We start from the raw sequence: 17,519 nt of genomic DNA, 5'->3' as shown, positions 1-17,519 counted from the left end.
ATGCGCTCGCGACGCGCGGCACGACGAGGTCAGTCGCTCATCGAGACGGCGCTGGGGTTGATGGTGTTCGTCACCATCCTCCTGTTCGGCATCTACTTCGCGGAGGTGGGCGCGCTGACGCTGAAGGTGCAGGAGGCCGCCAACTTCGCGCTCTGGAACGCCACGGGGCGCGTGATGCACGACCCGGCGGCGGGGGAGTGGCAGCGGCCCTCCGCGGTGACGGGTGCGCTGGCGGAGGCGAACGGGCGCTACGTGGATTACGACGGGCGCAGCCGCATGGACGGAGCGGGTGGGGTGCCGGTGCAGCTCGCCGTCGCTCGCGCGCAGCCCATCCAGGTGGACTGCGAGCCGGAGCTCCCGGCGGGAGTCCCCACGCTGGAGCCGCAGCATGCGGGAGGGCCGCTGGCGACGATGCGGGTGGCGTCGCCGGGCATGCGCTGCACGGCGTCCACGCGGCTTCGCGCCGAGCGCATCGGCCGCTTCATGGAGCCGAGCTTCTTCCAGACCTCGCAGCGCGCGGCGGCGGCGACGTTCCGCGTGTGCGCGGCGGGGCGCGCGACGGCGGGCGAGTGCCGGGGGCGGTTCGGGGTGTTCCTGGACGACTGGGGTCTGTCGACGGTGGCGGAGGGACGGGCCTGCGCGCTGAGCATCAACAGCGGCAGGGTGTGTGGCAACCCGGACTACTACCTCTGGGCGGAGCGGGTGTACCGGCGCAACGGTGGTGGCGGGAACGCGGGCTCGGCGCTGGCGGGCCTGGTGGGCGCGGAGTCGGTCAATGAGGACCAGTTCTTCATGAGCTTCCGGGGCGAGGAGGACCGCTACGAGGAGAACATCGGCGCCACGCACGCGGGCGGCCAGTCCGTCTGGGAGACGACGCCGTTCCGGGCCTCGAACCTGGCGCGCCGGTACGACGTTCCCCGGGAGAACCGGTGGCTGGGTGGAGTGCGGGTGCGGTGAGGTCCGTGCTCGCCGTCCTGTGCCTGCTGGGCACGGCGCCTGTCGCCGCGAGCACGCCAGGGGGCGAGCAGGAGCCTGTGAAGCGAGGCTCGCCGAGCACGGGCATCTCGGAGCCGAAGTCTCGGCGCGCGGCCCGGGCGAGCGACCTGGCGCGGCCTGATTCAAACCCGCCGCGCCCTGGTGCGAGTCCGAACACCGCGCCATCGGGCACTCCGAGCGTCGTGGGAGCGAGCACTGCCACCGCGAAGCCGAGCGTGCCCGGGGCGGGCATGGGCGCCGAGAAGTCGAGCACTGCGCCGTCGAGCGCTCCACGCATGCCCGAAGCGGGCGCAGGTGCCGAGAAGTCGAGTGCCGCGCCATCGAGCGCGCCGCGTGTAGCCAGCGCGAGCGCAGGTGCCGAGAAGTCGAGTGCCGCACCGCCGAGCGCGCCACGTGCGGCCAGCGCGGGTGCAGGTGCCGAGAAGTCGAGTGCCGCACCGTCGAGCGCACCACGCGCAGCCAGCGCGGGCACGGGTACCGAGAAGTCGAGTGCCGCGCCATCAATCGCACCACGCGCAGCCAGCGCGAGCACGCCCGCAGCGAAGTCGGGCGCCGCGGCATCGGGCGCGTCTCGTGCCACAAGCGCGAGCGACGCCGCGAAGTCCGGCGCGAGCCCCTCCGCGGACACCGGACCACGCTTCGCGTGGCCGTCGCTGCGCGTGCTCGAACAGGTGGACGCCAGCGAGGTGCTCGACGCCAACGGCGTACCCGTGGTGCTCCGCGCCGTGGTGGTGAAGGACTCCGCGCAGGACCTGGTGCAGCGCTTCGCGGATGCCTTCCGCGCGGGCGGCCTTCACGTCCCTCCAGGCTCCGAGCAGCCCCAGCTCGCCAGCGGCGCGGCCATGCTCACCGGCGTCGACATGTACCGGGGGCTCACCTACACCGTCATCCTCCAGCCTCAGGAGGGCGGCGTCACGCTCGTGTACCTGGGCGAGGCCAACCACGCCCTGGCCCGCGAGCCGAGCATCGCCGGTGACGTCGCCACGCTCCCTCCCGGCGCGCACGGCGTGATGCGCGTGAGCGACGAGAGCTCCAGGACGCTGTCCTTCCAGGTCCCCATGTCCGAGGCCGAAGTGCGCGCCTTCTACGCCCAGGCGTTGGGGCGCGACGGCTGGCGGCTCGCCGACGGGGAGACGTCCGTCTACACCCGCCCCGGTGAGGAGCTGCGCATCATCCAGGCGCCCGCCGAGAAGGGGCTGCGCTCCGTGGTGCTCGTGCACCGGGGTCGACTTCGCGGGCCCTGAGGCGCGTGTCGTCGCGCCACGTCCCGTCGGACACCACCCGTGCGACTCAGGCGCGCAGCTTCTCGCGCAGCGCCTTGGCGCGGCCCTGCATGTCCGGGTCCATGCTGGTCAGCTCCACCGACTTCAGCCGCTGGTCCAGGCTCTGCGGCTTCTTTTGCAGCTTGCCCTCCTCCACCAGCACCTCCAGCCGGGCCAGCGCCTTGTCGACGATGCGCTCGCGCGGGTGGTCCAGCAGGCTGTCGAGGAAGTACGCGTCCTCGGGCAGCTCCGGGTACTTCTCCAGGTAGTCCACCACGGCCTTCACCCAGTCGGCGCGCGTCTCGGACTCCGTCACCTTCTGCATGGCCTGCTTCTGGGCCTTGCGCTTGCCCTCCGGGTCGAACGTCTTCGCCAGGCCCTCCGGCAGCTCGCCGCCCGTGAAGAGCGCGTCCGCGGCGGCCTTGTACTTCTGGTAGCTCGCGCTGCGTTCGATCTTCTGCTGCGCGGGGTCATCCTGGCGCGAGTGGTACTTGCTGCCCTTGGCGCGGCCCGCGTCGATTTCGCGCCACGTCTTGTTGCGCTTCCCGGAGAAGCCGCCGCCGTCGTCGTTGTCCTTGGCCATCCTTCATCTCCCCTTGCGTGCGCCCCAGAGCGCCGCGAGTCCGCGTTGGACGAGGGTGCGCACCACCTCCAGCTCCTGTGCGGTCAGGGGCTGCTCCTCGTCCTGCTCCGCCTCGAAGAGCGCCTCGGCCGCGTACGTCCGCAGCGACTCGGGCACCGGTGGAGCCGTCGTGTCCGCCACCAGCGCCGCCGGGCGCACCGAAGCGACCCCCGGCGACCAACCCAGCTCCAGCATGGCGTACAGCTCGAAGAGCAGGTGGCGGGCGACCCCGTATCCTTCGTCCGTGAGCCCCGCGGCGTCAAGCGCGCCCAGCAGGGCATCCTGTCGGTTCTCGAAGGCGTGCATCAGCCGCGTGCGCGCCTTCTCGTCATCCTCCAGATAACGCCAGGCCGTCTCGATGAATTCGCTCGAGGGCTCGCCCGGGTGGAAGTCCGCGGGCGCGACGGGCCGGCTCTTCTTCGGCCGGGGCGGCCGCTCCCCGTCCTCCAGGCGCACCACGCGCCCCTCCACCACCAGGTCCCAGAGCCCCAAGAGGTTCTGGTAGAGCTTGCGCGCGATATCCGGCGACGGGAAGCGCGGCTCGCCCTCGAAGAGCCCCGGGATGACGTCGCCCTGGGGGCGGCCCCTGGCGTGCGCCGCCTGCATGCGGGCGAGCACCTCCGCGGTGTCGTACGGGCTGCCGGACAGCTCCAGCAATCCATCCAGCATCGACGCGCCCTCGAACTGGCGCTGGAAGTCACTGCCTCGGTCCTTGGAGCGGCTCATGGCGGCGGGACGCTTACCCCGGCGGGCTGCCGAGCGCACGCGGCATCAGGAGTCCTGGGGCCACTCGCCCATCAGGTCGTCCTGGCGCTCCTTCGGGTTGGACGTCCACTCGAAGTCCTCCGGGACGTGGCCGCCGCCGTGCTGGCGCGTGCCGTCCCAGCTCACCTGTCCGGTGAGGAAGTGCTCGTCGGGCTCCCCCGTGATGGGCGCGCGCTCGTCGGGCAGCGTGAAGGGCGTCTCCAGGGGCTCTTTGGGGATGAGGATGGGCATGGCGGACCTCGCTGCGCAGGCGTCGGGCGCGCCAGGTGTTGGCTGGCGCACGCGCCCGTCACCCCTTCAACGTGGGCAGGCGGCCGCGGCCGCGGGAGCCTTTGGGGGCGGGCGGGCGGGGGCATGGCCGCCTTCCGTTTCGGAGCCGGCGCACCTAGTCTCCCATCCCGAATGGCCGAGTCCTCGCCGGAGACGTTGAAGACCGCGGTGCTGGCCCTCTCCCGCGTCCACGCGGTGGAGGGCCCGCCGGGAGAGAACGGGCTGCGCACCGTCTGGCACATGGGGACCGACGGCGCGGAGCTGATGTCCCAGGTGGACTCCGACGGGCGCGTGCGCAGGCAGGAGCTGACGCTGCTGGAGGACCACTACATGTGGGCCAGCGGCGAGGGCGTGCGCACCGGCCGCGTGGAGGCCCACGGCGGCCCCACGGTGCCCGTGGTGAAGGCGGACCCTCAGCTGGTCCCCCACCGGCTCGTGCGCGCCGCCCAGGCGATGGGCACGTACACCGGCCAGGACCGCTACATCCTCCACATGCAGCGCGTGCTGGCGCTCGCCCGCGAGGGCCTGGAGATGGCCGGCGCGGGCGTCATCGTCCGCGAGTCCCAGCGCCCGTCCGAGCCCACGTTGCCCTCACTGGAGTCCGCGCCCGTGTCCCCGCCCGTCACGCCCGAGCCGTCGTCGCAGGAGGAGCAGGTCCAGTACGTGTTCGGCGCGCCGCATCCTCACGAGGTGGCGCCGCCGGTGTCGCGCGGCTCCGAGGGCATGGTGATGCTCGCCGTGTTCGGCGTGGGGGTGGTGGTGGGCCTCCTGTTGCTCATCTGGCTGCTCTGAGCGGGGGCGATCTCCAGGCCGAGCAGTCGCAGCATGTCCAGCGTGGTGGGCACCGTGTCGCGAGGCAGGGTGACGTGGGTGGTGCGCGCCACCGAGCGCACCGGGTGCAGGTCCATCACCAGCAGCGCCGTCACGGCGGCCGCGGGCACCAGCCTGGGGACCCAGCGCGGCCTGCGGTGGGAGGGGTCCTGGCGGCTGAGGCCGCGCGCCAGCAGCATGATGCCCAGCACCACCAGCACCGACGTGCACATCCACCGCAGCTCGCGCAGCCGCACGGCGGACTCCATGCCGAAGGACACCCACTCCTCGCGCCCGGCATGGGGCACCTCTCCCAGGCCGGTGAGCATCTCCAGGAAGTGACGCGCCTCCAGCGCGCCCACCGCCGCCACGGACGCCAGCGCCGCCGTCACCCCGCTGGCCAGCAGCAGCCCCCGGGCACGCCGCGCGCCCCCGGCCTCGTCCGCGCACGCAGGGCCGAAGCGCGCCAGCGCCAGCCCCAGCGAGAGTCCCAGCAACAGCGCGGTGCTCGTCCACGCGCCCAACAGTCGGGGGGCCATGGCCTGGCCGGTGCTCAGGGCGACATCCAGCGCGGTGTCCTGCGTGGACAGCCGAGTCAGGCTGGACATCGCGCGGCCCACCAGCACCTCGGTGCCGAGCAGCCCCACCATCCACGGCAGCGTGGCCATGCCCAGCATCACCGCCAGCGGTACCCGACGACCCAGCCCCGTGCTCGCCAGGGCCAGCGACAACAGCGGAAGCTCCACCAGCAACGACAGGGCCACCATCGCGGCGAAAGGACCCGCTGCGTCCACCACCTCCGCCAACGCCTCCGGGCCGTTCATCAGCGGTGCGAGCGTGAAGCACCACACGACGACAGTGACCGGCACGGCCGAGGCGACGCAGAGTGCAGGGGCGAGACGGGGCCGCAGAGTAACAAGCATTCCCGGATAGACTAGTCTCTACAGGTAATTCTTGGAATTCAGACTGGGGGACGACCGATGAGCCAGTACACGACGGTGGAGAGCGCGCCGGCGATGGGGGAGGCGAGCACACCCAGCAGGTAGAGCTGCGGGCACCCGCCCTCGGCGCAGCCGATGCGGCCGTAGGCGAGGGCGCCGGCGAGCAGGAGCGGCACGTGCATGCCGATGAAGAAGATGCCCAGGCCCCGCACGACGAGCCCGCGGTACCAGGTGCGGGTCCACAATCGGAAGACGACGGGGACCAGGACGAGGGTGCTGGTGGTGGCGGCGGCGAGCACTCCCTGGCGCGCGGACACCGCCACGCACGCGAGGGCGGCGAGTGCCAGGGAGGGCACCAGGAGCAACGCGTTGAGGGACAGGGGCTCCCGGTGACGCATGACGCGCTCGGGACGCTGGCAGAGCAGGTGCCCGGAGGCAAGCACCGCGCGCGCGGGTGTCCGGCAGGAGGCCTTACGCTGCGACCGCGCCCTCACCCAGCAGTCGCGTGTACCGGCCGCGCAGCGCGAGCAGCTCCGCGTGGGTGCCCGCCTCGACGATGCGGCCTTCTTCCACCACGGCGATGACGTCCGCGTCGCGCACGGTGGACAGCCGGTGCGCAATCACCAGCACCGTGCGCCCGCGCATCAGCGTCTCCAGCCCCGCGCCCACCGCGGCCTCGCTCGCCGCGTCCAGCGCGCTCGTCGGCTCGTCCAGCAGCAACACCGACGGCTTGCACAGGAACGCGCGGGCCAGCGCCAGCCGCTGCCGCTGTCCACCCGAAAGCCTCGCGCCGCGCTCGCCCACGGACTCGTCCAGTCCCCCCGGCAGCGCGCGCACGAAGTCCTCCGCGTGCGCCAGCTTCAGCGCCTCCCACAGCTCCGCGTCCGTCGCCTCCGGCCGTCCCAGCCGCAGGTTGTGTCGCACCGTCCCCGAGAACAGCACCGGCTCCTGCGGCACCCACGCGAGCTGTCCGCGCACGCTCGACGGCTTGAGCGACGACAGCGGCGTGTCATCCCACAACACCTGTCCGCCCGACGTCGGCAGGAAGCCCAGCAGCACGGAGAACAGCGTCGTCTTCCCCGCGCCCGATGGCCCCACCAGCGCCACGCGCTTGCCCGCGGGCACCACCAGGTCCACGCCGCGCAGCGCCTCGCGCCCGTCCTGGTACGTGGCCCTCACGTCCTTGAGCACCAGCGCCCTCGACAGCGGCCGCGCGTCGTCCCCCGTGTCTGGAGGCGAGGGCTCGTCCGCGATGGCGAACAGCCGCTCCGCCGCGGCCAGGCCCGTGAGCACCTGCGACAGCGTGCCGCTCAGCGACTTCACCGGCTGGTACAACAGCAGCGCCGCGGCCAGGAACGACAGCAGCCGCCCGGCCAGCTCCGGATCCGCCGACACCGCGCGCGCGCCCCACGCCACCGCCATGGCCACGCCCGCGATGCCCAGCAGCTCCACCGTGGGGCTCACCGCGCCGCGCAGGAACAGCGAGCGGCGCATCTCGCCCAGGTACTTGTCCGCCTCCACGTCGAAGGCCTCGAGCGCGCGCGCCTGCCCGCCGTAGGCCTGCACGACCGGCAGGTTCTGGAGCTGCTCGGCCATCAGCGACGTCTGCACGCCCAGGCTCTGCAGCGAGCGGGCGGCGACCTTCTTCAGCGAGCGGGCGAAGCGATTGATGGGCAGCACGGTCACCGGCACCACGATGAACGTGAAGAGGAAAAGCTTCGCGTCGATGAGGAAGCACGTCGTCAACAGGGCCAACGCCTGCAGCCCGTCCTTCACGTACGATGACAGCGCCTGCGTGATGGAGAACTCCACCAACGGCACGTCCGACGTGAAGCGCGCGAGCAGCTCTCCCGAGTGACGCCGCTCGAAGAACGCGGGCGGCTGTCCGAGCAGGCGCCCGTAGAGGAAGCCTCTCAAATCCGCCATCACCCGCTGGCCCAGCCGCTGCATCAGCCCGCCCTGGAGGAACTGGGCCGCGGCCTTCACCAGCGCGAGCGCGATGACCACCAGCGGCAGTCGTCGCAACAACGCATCACCCGGCAGCGACACGCCCGCCACCGTGACGGGCTGACTCGTCAGCACCGCGCGCAACAGGGGGCCGACGACCCACGCGTACGCGGACGTGGCCATCGCGGCCACCAGGGACGCGCCCACGCCCGCCGCGAGCAACGGGCGGTAGGGACGCAGATAGCCGAGGAGTCGGCGGTAGACGTGTGCGGAAGGACGAGGAGCCACTGTTCGGCGGCGGACTCTGTCACTGAGTCGTCAGCAGGTCCACGTCCAGGGGCGACCGGAGCGTCGTGCCCCGTCGCCTGCCCTGCCACCAACCGTCACTGGCAGGCAGGCCCATTCCATTGCCCCCCTCCATCCCTGCGGACAGCTTCAGGGGAGCCATGGACACCAATAACGAAAAAGAGGTCCTTTTCAATCCGGGCTGCGAGCCGGTGGTTGAAGACGAGGAGCGCCGCCGGCTCCTGTGGCTCATGGCCGAGTACTTCCGCACCATCGGATACACGGACATCAAGGCCCGTCTCCCCGGCTTCATGCCGCCTCCCATCCTGTCGGGCACCATCGAGGATGCGCGTCCCGACTTCACCTGCCGCCAGTCCGACTCGGCGCGCACACCCATCATCCTGGAGATCGTCACCCCGAGCATGGTCGAGGAGCCGACCGCGGAGAACCGCTGGAGCCTGCTCGCCAGCGCCGCCAAGCTCTACAACGCGGAGCTGCACTTCGTGGTGCCCAAGTGGGCCTCCACCGGCGCCGTGGACCCGACGCTCAAGCGTCGCCTCGCCCGCATGGAGCTGACCGCCAACCGCGTGTGGACCGTCTAGGCCCACCCGCCCCAACCGAGGCTCGACGCCCTCTTCGACCGCCCGGCGGGCCCCACGGCCCCCGGGCGGCCCTCGTTTCCGCCCCCTGGATTGCTGGCGCGTTCGGCTGCGTTATAGTGACTCAGAGTTTTTCGCTGAGTCAAAAAGTCCAGCAAATTCCAGGGGTTGAAGCGAATGCCAGCGGCGGCGGGACAGAAACGCGACTACTACGAGGTCTTGGGTGTGGCCAAGACCGTCTCCGCGCAGGAGCTCAAGAGCGCGTTTCGCAAGGTGGCGCTCCAGTACCACCCGGATCGCAACCCGGGGAACAACGAGGCCGAGGAGAAGTTCAAGGAGGCCTCGGAAGCCTATGAGGTGCTGAGCGACCCCGACCGGCGGGCGAAGTACGACCGCTTCGGGCACTCGGGCAACCCCTTCGAGGGCTTCGGCGGCGCGGGCGGCGGGTTCCAGGGCGTCAACATCAACGACATCTTCGGCGAGATCTTCGGCGACATCTTCGGCGGCGGCCGGGGTGGCGGACGTCGCACCAGCTCGCGTGGCGCGGACCTGCGCTACAACCTGGAGATCACCTTCGAGGAGGCCGCGTTCGGCAGCCGGCCCAAGGTGACGATTCCCCGGCCGAAGAAGTGCGAGACGTGCAGCGGCTCGGGCAGCAAGAGCGGCGCGGGTCCGCGGCCCTGCGGCACCTGCGGCGGCAACGGCGAGCTGCGCTACACCCAGGGCTTCTTCGCGGTGTCGCGGCCGTGCGGTGACTGCGGCGGCACGGGCGCGGTGGTGCCGGACCCGTGCGCGCGCTGCAAGGGCTCGGGCAAGACGCCGTCCGAAGAGGTCATCGAGGTGGCCATCCCCGCGGGCGTGGACAACGGCACCCGCGTGCGGCTGACCGGCATGGGCGAGCCCGGCGACCGGGGCGGCCCCGCCGGCGACCTCTACGTCACCGTCATCGTCAAGGAGCACCCGCTCTTCCAGCGCGAGGAGTACGAGGTCTTCTGCGAGGTGCCCATCTCCTTCACGCACGCGGCGCTGGGCGCGAAGATCGACGTCCCCACGCTCGACGGGAAGGTGAAGATGACCATCCCCGCCGGCACCCAGTCCGGAAAAGTCTTCAGGCTCAAGGGCAAGGGCATCCCCCATCTGCACAGCCAGCAGCGCGGAGACCAGCACGTGCGCGTGGTGGTGGAGACGCCCACGGAGCTGTCCTCCAAGCAGCGCGACCTGCTCGAGAAGCTCGCGGAGCTGTCGGGCGAGGAGTCCCATCCCCAGTCGAAGAGCTTCTTCGCCAAGGTGAAGGAGCTCTTCGGCTGAGGCGTGTGAGGCCGGACCTGCCGTGTCCGGCCGGCCGCCCCACGTGGAGGCCCGGGAATCCATGGAGCGTGGCCCCAGGGCCGCGCGGGCGTGGTCCGGGTGCCGCGCCAACGTGAGGAAGTCAACGCGGCCTGGGGCAAGCGGCCGCATGGGCATGAAGGGTGCAGCAGGGGAGGGGTTCCGCGAGGAATCTTCTCCCCGCTCCGTTGTCGACGGAGGCGCGTCGCCGCTGCTATGCACCCCACTGCCATGGAAGTCCTGCCTACCTTGCGCCGCTCGCTCATCGTCGCGCTGGCCCTGCTGCTGACGGCCTGTCCTCGTTCCTCCCGCATCCCGTCCGGTGGCACCACGGGCGAGGACGTGCCCACGGGGGACCCGTTCCCGAAGAAGCCCGCCATCGAGGTGCGCAAGGACGCGTCCGCGGACGCGGCGCTCGCCCAGGCGCGGCAGACGGCCCAGGCCACGCCGGACAAGAAGCGGGCCGCGGAGGCCTACCTGTCCGTGCGCAAGGCGTACCCGGCGACGACGGCGGGCCAGGACGCGCTCTATCAGGCGGGTGTCCTGTTCTTCGAGTCGAAGGACTACGTCAACGCGCGCAAGTCCTTCAACGAGCTGCTCTTCGAGAACCCGCTCTACACCCAGGCCGAGGACGCCAAGCGCAAGCTGGCGCTGTCCGCCATGGAGGTGGGCGCGTACCGGGACGCGTACCAGACGCTGTCCAGCCTGGCCGAGCGCGCCGAGGGCGCCGAGAAGGAGCAGCTGCTGCGTGACGCGGCGCGCGCGGCCGAGGGCGCGGGCCTGTACGGCCAGTCGCTGACGATGGCGGTGGAGGAGGCGGGGCAGGCGAAGACGCAGGCGGAGCGTGACGCCGCGGTGGCCCGGGTGGAGGCGCTGGTGGAGGGCCGCGCGGACTTCGTGGACATCGCGCGCGTGGCGGACGGGCTGTCGCCGTCCAACCCGGCCTGGCCTGTGCTCACCTTCAAGCTGGCGCGCGTCTACTACCACCTGCGCGAGTGGAGCCGGCTGGAGGAGACGCTCAACCGCTTCCTCGCGGAGGCGCCTGGCAGTCCGTTCGCGCCCCAGGCCCGGGAGCTGCTCGCGCGCGCCACGCGGCGCGTGGAGGCCAAGCCCCGCACGGTGGGCGTGCTGCTGCCCATGACGGGCCGCTACCAGCCCATCGGCGAGGCGGTGCTGCGTGGCATCCAGCTGGGCCTGGAGGGCAGCGACATCGAGCTGGTGGTGAAGGACACGCAGGGCGACGTGAACAAGACGGGCCAGGCGATGGAGCAGCTCGCGTTCGACGACGGCGCCATCGCTGTCTTGGGGCCGGTGCTCGCGGAGGACTCCAAGCGCGCGGCGCTGGTGGCCGAGGAGCTCCAGGTGCCGCTGCTGACCATGACGCGGCAGGACGGCGTCACGGACCTGGGCGCGTACGTCTTCCGCAACATGCTGACCAACGCCGCGCAGGCCAACGCCGTCGCGGACTACGCCATCAACGTGAAGGGCTACAAGAAGTTCGCCCTGCTGTACCCGAACATCCCCTACGGCGTGGAGCTGGCGAACGAGTTCTGGGACCAGGTGGTGGACCAGGGCGGCGTGGTGCGGGGCGCGGAGCGCTACTCGCACGACCAGACGACGTTCACCCAGGAGGCCAAGAAGCTGGTGGGCCGCTACTACCTGGAGGACCGCGGCGACTACGTCGAGGGCGTGAGGGATTTGCAGGGTGAGAACCTGGACGCGTTCCGTCGCCGCAAGGCGCTGGAGAAGGTGAAGAGCAACGTCGAGCCCATCATCGACTTCGAGGCCATCTTCATGCCGGACGACTGGCGGCGGGTGAGCCTGGTGGCCCCGGCGCTGGCGGTGGAGGACATCGTCACCAACGCGTGCGACCCGCGCGATTTGGAGCGCATCCGCAAGACGACGGGCAAGAAGGAGCTGAAGACGGTGACGCTCTTCGGCGCCAACCAGTGGAGCAGCCCCAAGGGGCGCTCGGGTCTGCCGGAGCTCATCGAGCGCGGCGGCAAGTTCGTCACCTGCTCGGTGTACGTGGACGGCTTCTTCGTGGACTCGCAGCGGCCGGCCACGCGCAACTTCGTGCGCAAGTACCGCGAGTCGTACAAGCAGGAGACGGGCAAGGACCCGGGCCTGCTGGAGGCCATCGGCTACGACTCCGGCCGCATGCTCCGCCAGCTGGTGGAGAAGAAGGAGGGCGCTCCGCGCACGCGCGCGCAGATGCGTGAGTCGCTCGCCAACCTGAAGGACTTCGACGGCGCCACCGGCCGCACCTCGTTCAACGACAAGCGCGAGGCCGTCAAGCAGCTCTTCCTCCTGTCCATCGACAACAAGGGCGTCACCGAAATCAACGTGGACAAGGAGCGCGAGAAGGCGGCCTCCGCGACGGGAGGCTCGGGTTCATGAGGGGTGGGGTGGGGCTGCTGGCGGCGGCGCTGCTGGCGGCGGGCGGTGGTGGGTGCGCGCATGGTGTCGCGACGCTGCCTCCGGACGTGGTGTCCCGGCTGGACGAGACGCCGGGCGCCTATGTCACGGGCGCGACGGCGGGGCTGGGCAAGGGCGCGGTCCTCAACCGGACGGACTTCATCTGGGGCCTGGACTTCTCGCCCCGGCAGCGGCGCGTGGCGTACACGCGGCTGGGCTCGCGCTCCTACTTCCTGACGCTGTGGGCGCTGGAGACGCCGCCCCGGAAGCTGGGCGACCCGGCCATCAACCCGTACGAGTTCGACGTGGAGGGCGTGGCCTTCTCGCCAGACGGCAGCCTGGTCGCCACCGCGGGGCGTGACGGCGCGGTGCGCCTGTTCGACGCGGCCACGGGCGAGCCCAGGGGCGTGCGCGCCACCGAGGAGCCGCTGTCCGTCGTGGCCTTCCACCCCGAGGGCCAGTGGCTGGTGGCGGGCGGCGTGAAGGGCCTGCTCACGGTGCTGGCGGTGCCGGACCTGGCCTATGTGTCCGAGGAGCGCGGGCACGAGGGGCCGGTGAGCGGCGTGGCCTTCTCTCCGGATGGGACGCTGTACTCGGGCGGCTGGGACAAGCACGTGCGCGCGTGGACCACCGAGGTCCAGTCACTGTCGCCCCAGGAGGCGCGCGTGCGCTTCGAGCGGCGGGGGGGCTCGACCATCGTGGTGGGCGCGCTCAACGGCAAGACGCCGGTGGGCTTCACGCTGGATGCGCGCGTGCCCCAGGTGGTCATCACCCGCGAGGCCGCGACGCAGGCGGGCATCGACCTGTCGCAGCTGAAGGACACGGTGGACGTGCCGGGCGCGCTGGGCACGACGCAGGCGCGGGTGGCGCGGGGACAGTCGCTGCGCTTCAAGTCGCTGGAGGTGCGCGACGTGGACGTGGCGGTGTGCGACGCGTGCGTGCCGCAGGGCTTCCAGGGCGTGCTGGGCGCGCCGTTCTCCGACAAGGTGGACGTGGCCTTCGACGAGCAGACGCTGGAGGCGCGCCTCGCGCTGAAGGGCGGTGCCCAGGCGGGCGCGGCGGTGGTGGACACGCTGGTGCTCGCGCGGCGCTCGGACTTCACGTTCCCCGCGTACGTCAGCGACGTCACGGTGGACGCGCGGGGCGCCCGGCTGGGCGTGGGGTTGTCGGAGCAGAAGCCGGAGAGGGACCGCGCCGTGTACGAGCGCGAGCGCAAGGGCGTCGAGGAGCCTCGGGGCGACTTCAACGCGGGCGCGGTGGTGGACGCGGCGACGGGGAAGGTGCTGCACAAGTGGCCGGTGCACCGGGGCGTGGTGTCCACGGCGGCGATTTCTCCGGATGGGCGCTCGCTCGTGTCCGGGGGCTGGGACAAGCAGGTGCACCTCTTCACCGAGGGACAGGAGGCCGCGCGGGGCTCGTACGGCTTCGACTGGTCCGTGCGCCGGGTGCGCTTCAGCCCGGATGGGCGCAGGGTGGGCGTGGCCGCGTGGACGCCGCAGGTGGCCAGCAGCTCCGGGGAGAGCGACCCGTCCGCGGTGCTGCTCGACGTGGGCTACGTCGACGGCGCCACCGTGGTTCCTCCCGGGGCGCCCGTCGCTCAATAGTTGAAGAAGATGTGCTCGCGGGGCACGCCGCGCTCACGCAGTGCCTCGATGACGCCCTGGGACATGCCGGGCTGTCCGCAGACGAAGGCGCGGGCATCCGCGACGGCCTCCTCGCCCAGGTGCGTCTGCACGTAGCCGGTGAGCCCCTGCCAGCCGCTGGCGCCGGGCTGGCTGACGGTGCGCACCACCTGGACGCCGCCTTCCTCCCACGTGTGCAGCTCGCCCTGGTACGCGAAGGCCCCGGGCGTGCGCGCGCCGAAGTAGAGCTTCACGCGGCCGAAGTGCGAGCGGTCCCTTCGCACGGTGGCGATGACGGGCCGGATGGCGGAGATGCCGGAGCCGGTGGCGAACAGCAGCACGTCGTGCCCGCGCGCTCGCTCCACGGGGAAGCCCTTGCCCTCGGGCGCGGACACCTGCACCGGCGCGCCGAGCGGCAGACGGATGAGCGCGTCGGGCAGCGGGCTGCCGTCCTTGAGCAGGAACTCCCAGCGAAGCCCCTGGGCCTCGGGCGGGGAGGCGATGGCGAACATCCCCGGCTGCAGCCCGGGCAGGCACATCCGGACGTACTGGCCGGGGTGCGCGTGGGTTCCCACCAGGGGTGTGCCCTGGATGTCGAGCACGAGGTCGGTGAGCCCATCGGCTGCGGGGGTGCGGGCGGTGACGGTGGCCGGATGCCAGTCGGGCATGGTGAGTGCGGTTCTAACCCGTGTGTCGGGCGCGTGCTGCCCCTGGTAGCCTGGGGCGGTGAAGAGTCTCTTGTGGATAATCCTGTTCATGCTCGGCCTGGCCGGCGTGCTCATTCCGCTGACGTATCTCTATACGGCCAGCAAGCTGCCCCAGCTCGAGAGCGAGTTCGACGTCGAGAAGCTGCTCAAGCACAGCATCGAGGGCGAGCGGATGAGCCTGCGCGCGGGCCAGTTCGAGCGCAACCCGCGCCCCATCACCTTCAACCGGCCTGACTTCTCCCGGCTGCCCAAGGACCTGGTGGCGCTCTACATCCGCCACATGGACTGCCCGCGCTACTTCCAGACGCCGCGCGAGGACGGCGCGGCCTGGGCCTGGCGCTTGTTCGTGGGCGCCACGATGGGCTCGTCCCCGCCGGGTGAGGGCGCCTGTGAGCGGCTGCTGGCCATGCGCATCGCCCAGTCGCTGGGCATCTCCGGCAAGCTGGAGCTGACGGTCGCCGCGCACCGGCTGCACACCTTCATGCAGAAGGACCAGCTCATCGCGTACGACCTGGCCATCCTCTACTTCGAGCGAGGCATCGTCGGCGTGGAGGACGCGGCCTTCCGGCTCTTCAAGAAGGAGCTCAACGAGCTGCAGTTGGCGGAGTTCGCCGAGCTCCAGCTCGCGCTGCCGCCGTTCTACCGCTACTGGGACATCCGCCAGTGCAAGAACCCCACGGTGCTGCGGCAGGACCGCGACACGTTGCTGGGGGACCTGGCCGGGTGGAAGCTGGTGAGCGAGGACCGCGCGCGCAACGCGACGTCCCAGAAGCTGGGCTGCATGGAGTGAGCGGGACGCTCGGGCGCGCGTCGGTCCGCCCGGGCCTCACTTCTTGATGAACATCCTCTCCAGCAGGTCGATGCCCTGCTGGACATTGCGGAGGGACTCGGCGTCGCCGGCGTCCTTGGCGGCGATGCGGAGGTTGTCCAGCCGATTCAACATGGCGCCCGGGCTCGTCACCCGCTTCTGAGCCAGGAGCTCGGGCAGGGCTTCCTCCAACGATTCGATGCGCTTGAGCACCTTGGCGCGCGACTGCGGGTCCAAGGGGGTGGTGGTGGGCTTGCTCGCGCTCGAGGGCCGTCCGGCACGGGCCAGTGTCTCCGGCTCGTCGGTGGTGGAACTCGTCTCTCGCGTGGACTTCGCGAGGGCCAGTGATTTCCTCGTGGCGGTTGCCGAGCCCTCGGACCCTGCTTCGGACTCGGACGGGGCTGCGACGGGCGCGCTCGCGACGGTGGGAGCCTGCTGTGCGGTGGAGCCCGCGGGATTCTGGCCATCACCGACGGCCGAGGTTCCGACGGCGCCACCCACCCCAGGGACCTGCTGCCCGGCGCGGGTTTCATCCCGGGGAAGCGCGGCGAGCTGCGCGGTGCCAGCCTCGTTCCGAGCCGCCCCGGCGAGCTGCGCAGACCCAGCCTCGTTCCCCGCCGCCTCGGCGTGGGCTTCGTCCCGAGCCTCCGCTGCGAGACGCTCGGCGGGAGCTTCGTTCTCCGCCGCTGCGGCGTGGGCTTCGTCCCGAACCTCCGCGGCGAGCCGGTCGGCGCGAGCGTCCACCTCGCGCTGCGGCGTGAGCGGCACGGCGCGGGCCGGCTCGCGCAGTATCAACGCCGCGGCGCCGACGAGCAGCAGCGCGGCCGTCCCCACCGCCACGGCCACGGGCAGGTGCTTGCGCGCGGGCGCATCCAGCACGGCCGTCGGCCGCAGGCTCCGCTCCGCGCCCAGCTCCGTCGGCGCGGGCACGGGCGCGGTGGGCCTGCGCGAGGCGGCGTCGTCCGGGACGGACGGCTTCGGCTGGGTGGGGGCGAGCGCGCTCGCGTTGGAGTGCGTGGTGGAGCGCAGGGAGCGGCGCAGCTTGTGGAGCTGCTGCCGGAGCGCGTCCGCCGAGTTGGGGCGCGCCTCCGGGTCCTTGGTCAGCATCTGCAGGATGAACGCATCCAGCGCGGGCGGCAGGTCGGGCACGAACTCCGACGGCCGGGGCGGACGCGCCTCCACGTGCTTCATCAGCAGGTCCACCGGCGAGCTGCCGATGAAGGGCAGCCGCCCCGTCACCATCTCGAAGGTGACGACGCCCAGCGCGTAGAGGTCGGTCATCGGACCCACCTCCTGGCCTCGCGCCTGCTCCGGGGCCATGTACTCCGGCGTGCCCACCACCATGTCCGTGCGCGTCTGCGCGGTGCGGCCGGTGGGGCCCTGGCCCCGCTTGGCGAGGCCGAAGTCCAGCACCTTCACGTACCGCGAGCCGTCCGGCTGGTGGACCATGAAGATGTTGCTCGGCTTCAAATCCCGGTGCACCACGCCCGCGCCGTGCGCCGCGGCCAGCGCCGCCAGCACCTCGTCCAGGATGGGCAGCGCCTCCAGCACGGGCAGCCGCGTCCGCTCCGAGAGCACCGCGTCCAGCGGCTGGCCCTCCAGGTACTCCATGACGATGTACTGCCGGCCGTCAGGGACCTGGCCGAAGCCGAAGATGTCGATGATGCCGCGGTGGCGGATGGCGTTCACCGCGCGCGCCTCGGCGAGCAGCCGCTCCACCTGCTCGGTGGAGTGCGCCAGCTCCGGGCGCAGCACCTTCACCGCCACGCGCTTGCCGATGAGCGGCTGGATGCCCTCGTACACCAGCCCCATTCCGCCCACGCCCACCCGAGCGCGCAGCTCGTACTCACCAAGCTTCAGGCCGATGAGCGGGTCCCGCAGGGACTCCGCCGAGGCCTCCAGGGTGCTCTGCACGATGACCTTCGGCTCGTCGGCCTCCGGCGATGCCGGTGCCGGCGGTGGGACGTGGAACGCAGCGAGTGCCACGGTGCCATCCCGCGGGCACACACCGGTGTCGGCGGGGACGGGGAGACCACAGGTTTCGCAGTTCAGCTCGGAAGCCATCTCGGGAAGAAAGGCCAGCGTAGCAAGACCGGGAGGGGGGCGCGATGGGCTTCGGACCTGGGTGCAGGGCGAGCGTT

Annotated in this window: 16 protein-coding genes; 8 read left to right on the top strand and 8 right to left on the bottom strand. The window is 71.6% G+C overall.

Annotation, left to right across the window (positions count from 1 at the left end; genetic code table 11):
* Nucleotides 1–957 carry a hypothetical protein gene (locus VZQ01_RS15570; RefSeq protein WP_223749265.1) on the top strand — a complete coding sequence of 319 codons (957 nt, stop codon included), beginning with the start codon at nt 1–3 and terminating at the stop codon, nt 955–957.
* A 698-nt stretch (nt 958–1,655) separates the two neighbouring features.
* Nucleotides 1,656–2,240, top strand: a complete 585-nt coding sequence (locus tag VZQ01_RS15565; RefSeq protein ID WP_426748231.1) for a hypothetical protein — start codon at nt 1,656–1,658, stop codon at nt 2,238–2,240.
* Between the two features lie 46 nt (nt 2,241–2,286).
* On the opposite strand, the gene VZQ01_RS15560 is transcribed toward VZQ01_RS15565, so the two are convergent.
* Genes VZQ01_RS15560 through VZQ01_RS15550 form a run of 3 tightly spaced genes read right to left on the bottom strand, consistent with a single transcriptional unit; the run spans nt 2,287 to nt 3,876 of the window.
* The gene (locus VZQ01_RS15560; RefSeq protein WP_223749267.1) at nt 2,287–2,841 is read right to left on the bottom strand and encodes a hypothetical protein; all 555 of its coding nucleotides are present in this window, start codon (nt 2,839–2,841) and stop codon (nt 2,287–2,289) included.
* A gap of 3 nt (nt 2,842–2,844) precedes the next feature.
* Complete coding sequence (locus VZQ01_RS15555; RefSeq protein WP_426748230.1) at nt 2,845–3,606, bottom strand: hypothetical protein; 762 nt, start codon at nt 3,604–3,606, stop codon at nt 2,845–2,847.
* Nucleotides 3,607–3,651: 45 nt separating this feature from the next.
* Complete coding sequence (locus VZQ01_RS15550; RefSeq protein WP_141326892.1) at nt 3,652–3,876, bottom strand: hypothetical protein; 225 nt, start codon at nt 3,874–3,876, stop codon at nt 3,652–3,654.
* A gap of 171 nt (nt 3,877–4,047) precedes the next feature.
* On the opposite strand from VZQ01_RS15550, the gene VZQ01_RS15545 reads away from it, so the two are divergent.
* Nucleotides 4,048–4,707, top strand: coding sequence for a hypothetical protein (locus tag VZQ01_RS15545; protein ID WP_141333115.1), 660 nt, complete (start codon nt 4,048–4,050; stop codon nt 4,705–4,707).
* On the opposite strand, the gene VZQ01_RS15540 is transcribed toward VZQ01_RS15545, so the two are convergent.
* The 3 genes from VZQ01_RS15540 to VZQ01_RS15530 form a co-directional block, all read right to left on the bottom strand.
* On the bottom strand, nt 4,599–5,594 hold the full coding sequence (locus tag VZQ01_RS15540; RefSeq protein WP_223749269.1) for a hypothetical protein: 996 nt from the start codon (nt 5,592–5,594) through the stop codon (nt 4,599–4,601). The genes VZQ01_RS15545 and VZQ01_RS15540 overlap by 109 nt on opposite strands.
* 92 nt (nt 5,595–5,686) lie before the next feature.
* Nucleotides 5,687–6,064, bottom strand: a complete 378-nt coding sequence (locus tag VZQ01_RS15535; RefSeq protein ID WP_141333117.1) for a hypothetical protein — start codon at nt 6,062–6,064, stop codon at nt 5,687–5,689.
* A gap of 73 nt (nt 6,065–6,137) precedes the next feature.
* A complete protein-coding gene (locus VZQ01_RS15530; RefSeq protein ID WP_223782406.1) occupies nt 6,138–7,901 on the bottom strand; it encodes an ABC transporter ATP-binding protein in 1,764 nt (587 codons plus the stop codon).
* 158 nt (nt 7,902–8,059) lie between these two features.
* Between VZQ01_RS15530 and VZQ01_RS15525 the strand changes: the two genes are divergently transcribed.
* The 4 genes from VZQ01_RS15525 to VZQ01_RS15510 all read left to right on the top strand — a co-directional run bounded on the left by VZQ01_RS15525 (nt 8,060) and on the right by VZQ01_RS15510 (nt 13,845).
* Nucleotides 8,060–8,500 (top strand): hypothetical protein, encoded by a 441-nt coding sequence (locus VZQ01_RS15525; protein ID WP_046710872.1) that lies wholly within the window; start codon nt 8,060–8,062, stop codon nt 8,498–8,500.
* Nucleotides 8,501–8,674: 174 nt separating this feature from the next.
* Nucleotides 8,675–9,805: a molecular chaperone DnaJ gene (gene dnaJ, locus VZQ01_RS15520; RefSeq protein WP_223749272.1), complete on the top strand. Its 1,131-nt coding sequence runs from the start codon at nt 8,675–8,677 to the stop codon at nt 9,803–9,805.
* 249 nt (nt 9,806–10,054) lie between these two features.
* A complete protein-coding gene (locus VZQ01_RS15515) occupies nt 10,055–12,223 on the top strand; it encodes a penicillin-binding protein activator (RefSeq protein ID WP_426748229.1) in 2,169 nt (722 codons plus the stop codon).
* Complete coding sequence (locus VZQ01_RS15510; RefSeq protein ID WP_426748228.1) at nt 12,220–13,845, top strand: WD40 repeat domain-containing protein; 1,626 nt, start codon at nt 12,220–12,222, stop codon at nt 13,843–13,845. The genes VZQ01_RS15515 and VZQ01_RS15510 overlap by 4 nt, the downstream gene beginning before the upstream one ends.
* Here VZQ01_RS15510 and VZQ01_RS15505 read toward each other — a convergent pair.
* Nucleotides 13,839–14,531, bottom strand: a complete 693-nt coding sequence (locus VZQ01_RS15505) for a ferredoxin reductase domain-containing protein (RefSeq protein WP_223749275.1) — start codon at nt 14,529–14,531, stop codon at nt 13,839–13,841. The genes VZQ01_RS15510 and VZQ01_RS15505 overlap by 7 nt on opposite strands.
* An 88-nt stretch (nt 14,532–14,619) precedes the next feature.
* On the opposite strand from VZQ01_RS15505, the gene VZQ01_RS15500 reads away from it, so the two are divergent.
* Nucleotides 14,620–15,360 (top strand): transglycosylase domain-containing protein, encoded by a 741-nt coding sequence (locus tag VZQ01_RS15500; protein ID WP_223749276.1) that lies wholly within the window; start codon nt 14,620–14,622, stop codon nt 15,358–15,360.
* 36 nt (nt 15,361–15,396) lie between these two features.
* On the opposite strand, the gene VZQ01_RS15495 is transcribed toward VZQ01_RS15500, so the two are convergent.
* Entirely contained in the window at nt 15,397–17,442 is a 2,046-nt protein-coding gene (locus VZQ01_RS15495) for a serine/threonine protein kinase (RefSeq protein ID WP_223782410.1), read from the bottom strand.
* Between the last annotated feature and the right edge of the window lie 77 nt (nt 17,443–17,519).

It is taken from the genome of Myxococcus faecalis (genome assembly GCF_050039385.1).
GTDB classification, from domain to species: Bacteria; Myxococcota; Myxococcia; order Myxococcales; family Myxococcaceae; genus Myxococcus; species Myxococcus fulvus.
This window is presented reverse-complemented; position numbering and strand designations above follow the sequence as displayed.